Raw genomic sequence first — 5,016 nt, 5'->3', positions numbered from 1 at the left:
AGGCTGCCAACCATGGCCTATCAGACATAGGCACGTTGCAACAAATGTAGGAGCGAGCTTGCTCGCGATGCGCCGCGCGGGCGGCGCTCGATCTAACACACTCCAGAGATCCTCCGTCGAACCCTGTAGAATTTTTCTTACATCCTGCAACGCTCTATCTCACAGCCCCCGCAAGATCCTCTGCCATACTCCGCCGTACACAGTTTGTAATAGTCGCCCGATTGAATCGGCACGTCCGGCCCCTTATATACCCCGCATACGCAACAACTCATCCGTCAGGAGAACGTAACAACCATGATGCGCATTCTGTTGTTTGTAGCCACCAACCTTGCGGTGGTGCTGGTTGCAAGCATTACCCTGAGCCTGTTCGGCTTCAACGGGTTCATGGCCGCCAACGGGGTTGACCTCAACCTCAGCAGCCTGCTGGTGTTCTGCGCCGTGTTCGGCTTCGCCGGCTCCCTGGTCTCGCTGTTCATCTCCAAGTGGATGGCGAAGATGACCACCGGCACCCAGATCATCAGCCAGCCGCGCACCCGCCACGAGCAATGGCTCTTGCAAACGGTCGAAGAGCTGTCGCGCGAGGCCGGCATCAAGATGCCCGAAGTGGGTATCTTCCCGGCTTACGAGGCCAACGCCTTCGCCACCGGCTGGAACCGCAACGACGCCCTGGTAGCCGTTTCCCAGGGCCTGCTCGAGCGCTTCTCGCCCGATGAAGTACGCGCCGTGCTGGCCCACGAGATCGGCCACGTGGCCAACGGTGACATGGTCACCCTGGCGCTGGTGCAAGGCGTGGTGAACACCTTCGTGATGTTCTTCGCCCGCATCATCGGCAACTTCGTCGACAAGGTGATCTTCAAGAACGAAGAAGGCCAGGGCATCGCCTACTACGTGGCGACCATCGTCGCCGAGCTGGTGCTGGGCATTCTCGCCAGCATGATCGTCATGTGGTTCTCGCGTCGCCGCGAGTACCGCGCCGACGAAGCCGGCGCCCGACTGGCCGGCACCGCCGCGATGATCGGCGCCTTGCAGCGCCTGCGCGTGGAACAGGGCCTGCCTGTACACATGCCCGATACCATGAAGGCTTTCGGCATCAACGGCGGCCTCAAGCATGGCCTGGCCGGCCTGCTGATGAGCCACCCGCCGCTGGAAGAACGCATCGAGGCGCTGCGCCGCCGCGGTTGATCCACAGGTAAAGGAAGGGCGACTTCGGTCGCCCTTTTTGTTTGTCTTCAGCGGCCCTTTCGCGGGACAAGCCCGCTCCCACGGAGAACCCCACAGGCTTCAAGTACTGTGGAGATCTCTTGTGGGAGCGGGCTTGTCCCGCGAAAGGGCCGGCCCAGGCACCTCAATTATCTGAACCCTAAGCGATACACCCTTTCAACCAGGCTCGATACTCCAGCCTGAATGAATTTCGGGCTTTCCTCAATGAGCTCATTCGCCTCCAGCGCTTCTACGCTCCAGTCCGCCAAGCCACGGCGAACCTCGTCGTCCACCACCGAAAACGGCGGCCCTGCGAGCAGCGCCTGGTCGTAATCCAGCGTCACCAACAGACCCTTGCCACCGGCCGGCAGCCATTGCTCCAACAGCTTCATGTACTGCTCACGCATTTCCTGCGGCAATGCAATCAACGCCGCACGGTCATACAACCCCGCACAGTCCGCGACATCCTCGGCCCGCAAGGCAAAGAAATCCCCGCACCACAGCTCCACCTCGCCACTGCGCCAAACCTCGAAAGCCCCGTGTTGCGAGACCTGCGCCTGCAGCCCCTGCTCGTGGAAAAAGTCTTCCACCGCCCGCCGCGACAGCTCGACACCCCGCACGCGATACCCCTGCCCCGCCAGCCAGACCAGGTCCAGGCTTTTGCCGCACAACGGCACCAGCACCCGGCTACCGGCGGCCAGGCCAAGCGCCGGCCAGTAGCGTTGCAGATAGGGGTTGGCCTGGGCCTGGTGAAAACCGATCTGGTTGTCGGCCCACTTTCGATGCCAGAACGCCGGCTCCATGTTTCCTCCTGGTTTTTCGATGGTTTGGGCAAAAATCTTATATTGGATGTCGATCGATAACTGATCGAAGATGGCTGCATCTTAACCTTCAGGACCTCACCATGCTGCCCAGCCTGTTCATTTCCCACGGTTCCCCCATGCTTGCCCTGCAACCCGGTGCCAGCGGGCCGGCGCTGGCCGGCTTGGCCAATGCGCTGCCGCGGCCGAAGGCGATCGTGGTGGTGTCGGCGCACTGGGAAAGTCGCGAGCTGCTGGTGACCGGCAATCCGGCGCCTGAGACCTGGCATGACTTCTACGGCTTTCCCGCAGCGCTGTATGCCGTTCAATACCCCGCCCCTGGCCAGCCGCAACTGGCGACGAACGTCAGCGAGCGGCTGAACGCCGCCGGGCTGCCGGCGCGCCTGGATGCCCGGCGGCCCTTCGATCATGGAGCCTGGGTGCCGATGTCGCTGATGTACCCCGATGCGAGCATCCCGATGGTCCAGGTGTCACTGCCAAGCCAACTGGGGCCTGCGCTGCAGGTCAAGGTCGGCGAGGCACTGGCCGGGCTGCGCGAGGAAGGCGTTCTGCTGGTCGGGTCCGGGAGCATTACCCATAACCTGGGCGAGCTTGACTGGCATGCAGGGCCGGAGGTGATCGAACCCTGGGCGCGGGCGTTTCGTGATTGGGTGGTGGAGAAGCTGGGCGAGGATGACCAGGCTGCACTGCTGGACTTCAAGCAGCAGGCGCCGTTTGCGTTGCGCAACCATCCCAGTGATGAGCATTTCCTGCCGTTGTTCTTTGCCCTGGGGGCTGGAAGCAAGTTTGGCATCGTGCACCAGGGGTTTACCCTGGGGGCGCTGGGGATGGATATCTATCGGTTCGACTGAAGGGCCCTATCGCCGGCAAGCCGGCTCCTACAGGAGCTGGCTTGCCAGCGATGAGGCGGCCAGCACAGGCAAAAAAAAATCCCCGACCTAGGCCGGGGATTTTTTCATTGCGCCAGGATCAGTCCTCGCGGTACCGACGCAGCTTCAGCTGCTTGCCGGCCACGCGGGTGTCCTTGAGCTTGGTCAGCAGACGCTCCAGGCCATCTTCCGGCAGCTCGATCAGGCTGAAGCTGTCGCGCACCTGGATACGGCCGATGGCGTCACGCGCCAGGCCACCCTCGTTGAGGATCGCACCCAGCAGGTTCTTGGCAGCGATACCATCACGGGCACCCAGGGCGGTACGGCAACGCACGCGGCCTTCAGCCAGTGGCATCGGCGCACGACGCTCGCGATCGCGGTCACCACCTTCACGGCGCTCGCCACGGTCAGCACGTTCGGTGCGCTCACCACGCGGGGCGAAGCTCGGCACCAGCGGCTGCTCGCGCTCTACGGCGCCCAGGTCCAGCGCCTGGCCATTGGTGGCCTTGCGCAGCAGGGCCGAAGCCAGGGCACGCGCGCTGCAGCCCAGGTCGGCGGTCAGGCGGTCGAACAGCTCACCATGGGTAGCTTCCGATTCGGCCACCAGCGGCGCCAGGCTCATGGTCAGCTTCTTGATGCGTGCGTCCAGTACAGCCTGGGCGTTCGGCAGGCGTGCTTCGGCAACCTTCTGCCCGGTCACGCGCTCGATTACCTGCAGCATGCGGCGCTCACGCGGGGTGACCAGCAGCAGTGCACGGCCTTCGCGACCCGCACGGCCGGTACGGCCGATACGGTGCACGTAGGATTCCGGATCGTACGGCATGTCCACGTTGAACACGTGGGTGATGCGCGGTACGTCCAGACCACGGGCAGCGACGTCGGTGGCGACGACGATGTCCAGACGGCCATCCTTGAGCGAGTCGATCACGCGCTCACGCTGGTTCTGGGCGATGTCGCCATTCAGCGCAGCAGCCTTGTAGCCCTTGGCTTCCAGCGCGGCGGCCAGGTCCAGGGTGGCTTGCTTGGTACGCACGAAGGCGATCAGCGCGTCGAACTCTTCCACTTCCAGCAGACGCAGCACAGCCGGGATCTTCTGGTCAGCGTGGACCATCAGGTGAGCCTGGTCGATCGCGGTGACGGTCTGGGTCTTGCTCTGGATCTTGACGTGCTTGGGTTCACGCAGGTGACGTTCGGCGATCGAGCGGATCGACGACGGCAGGGTTGCGGAGAACAGCACGGTCTGACGCGAGGCAGGGATGGCGTCGAAGATCACTTCGAGGTCGTCCATGAAGCCCAGCTTGAGCATTTCGTCGGCTTCGTCCAGTACCAGGTACTGCACGGTGGACAGGACTTTCTCGTCGCGACGCAGGTGGTCGCACAGACGGCCCGGGGTGGCCACGACGATTTGCGCGCCGTTACGGATTGCGCGCAGCTGTGGGCCCATCGGGGCACCACCGTAAACGGCCACTACATTAACGCCTGGCATCTGCTTGGCGTAGGTTTCGAAAGCGGTGGCTACTTGCAGCGCCAACTCACGGGTTGGCGCAAGGATCAGGGCTTGCGGTTCGCGCTTGCTCACATCGATCTTGTTGAGGATCGGCAGGGCGAAGGCAGCGGTTTTGCCGGTGCCAGTCTGCGCCTGGCCGATCATGTCGTGACCGGCGAGGATGATCGGGATCGATTGTTGCTGAATGGCGGACGGCTCTTCATAGCCGGTAGCCAGAACGGCAGCAACAATATTCGGATTAAGATCGAGAGCGGCGAAGCCGCCGGTTTCCTGGGTCATGGGTCTGCCTCTAGGTGCATCCGCAAAGACCCATGCTCCAAAGCTGCACATGCCTTGAAAGACCAAAAGGTCACCCAGGCAGCTTTGGCGGCGGGGATTTGCGAAAACGATTGAAAAAGAAAACTTGGGAAGGTCCGCCTAGCGGACGTGCAGCCGAAGCTGGACTCGGAGGATTTGCACCACCTGATTTTGAGGTCCGCTAAAAGACCGGCGCGTACTATACCCGAATTAACAGAAGGAAGTGAGGAAAATTTTTGAGGTTGACGGCCAGTATCGGGCCATCAGCGATGAGCGGCTGAAACGATACTTCTTCAGGGATTTTACCGGCCCTATCGCCGGC

3 protein-coding genes and 1 pseudogene are annotated in these 5,016 nt (G+C 62.5%); 2 read left to right on the top strand and 2 right to left on the bottom strand.

The annotated features are described in order from the left end of the window. Positions 1-294 precede the first annotated feature (294 nt). Positions 295-1,182 (top strand): protease HtpX, encoded by an 888-nt coding sequence (htpX, locus tag PMI38_RS24540; RefSeq protein ID WP_008100249.1) that lies wholly within the window; start codon positions 295-297, stop codon positions 1,180-1,182. A 167-nt stretch (positions 1,183-1,349) separates the two neighbouring features. Here htpX and PMI38_RS24535 read toward each other — a convergent pair whose 3' ends face one another. Then, entirely contained in the window at positions 1,350-2,003 is a 654-nt protein-coding gene (locus tag PMI38_RS24535; protein WP_008100248.1) for a thiopurine S-methyltransferase, read from the bottom strand. A 101-nt stretch (positions 2,004-2,104) separates the two neighbouring features. Between PMI38_RS24535 and PMI38_RS24530 the strand changes: the two genes are divergently transcribed. Next, positions 2,105-2,872, top strand: a complete 768-nt coding sequence (locus tag PMI38_RS24530) for a DODA-type extradiol aromatic ring-opening family dioxygenase (protein ID WP_008100247.1) — start codon at positions 2,105-2,107, stop codon at positions 2,870-2,872. A 118-nt stretch (positions 2,873-2,990) separates the two neighbouring features. Here PMI38_RS24530 and PMI38_RS24525 read toward each other — a convergent pair. After that, positions 2,991-4,710: pseudogene (locus PMI38_RS24525) on the bottom strand (DEAD/DEAH box helicase). Between the last annotated feature and the right edge of the window lie 306 nt (positions 4,711-5,016).

The sequence above is a fragment of the Pseudomonas sp. GM84 genome (genome assembly GCF_000282535.1).
GTDB lineage: Bacteria > Pseudomonadota > Gammaproteobacteria > Pseudomonadales > Pseudomonadaceae > Aquipseudomonas.
Note: the sequence above shows the minus strand (reverse complement) of the source record. Positions and strands in the feature narration are given on the sequence as shown.

Excerpts from the sequence above, each read along its gene's own strand:
- PMI38_RS24530 (WP_008100247.1), top strand. The coding sequence starts at position 2,105 with ATGCTGCCCAGCCTGTTCATTTCCCACGGTTCCCCCATGCTTGCCCTG.
- PMI38_RS24535 (WP_008100248.1), bottom strand. The coding sequence starts at position 2,003 with ATGGAGCCGGCGTTCTGGCATCGAAAGTGGGCCGACAACCAGATCGGT.
- htpX (WP_008100249.1), top strand. The coding sequence starts at position 295 with ATGATGCGCATTCTGTTGTTTGTAGCCACCAACCTTGCGGTGGTGCTG.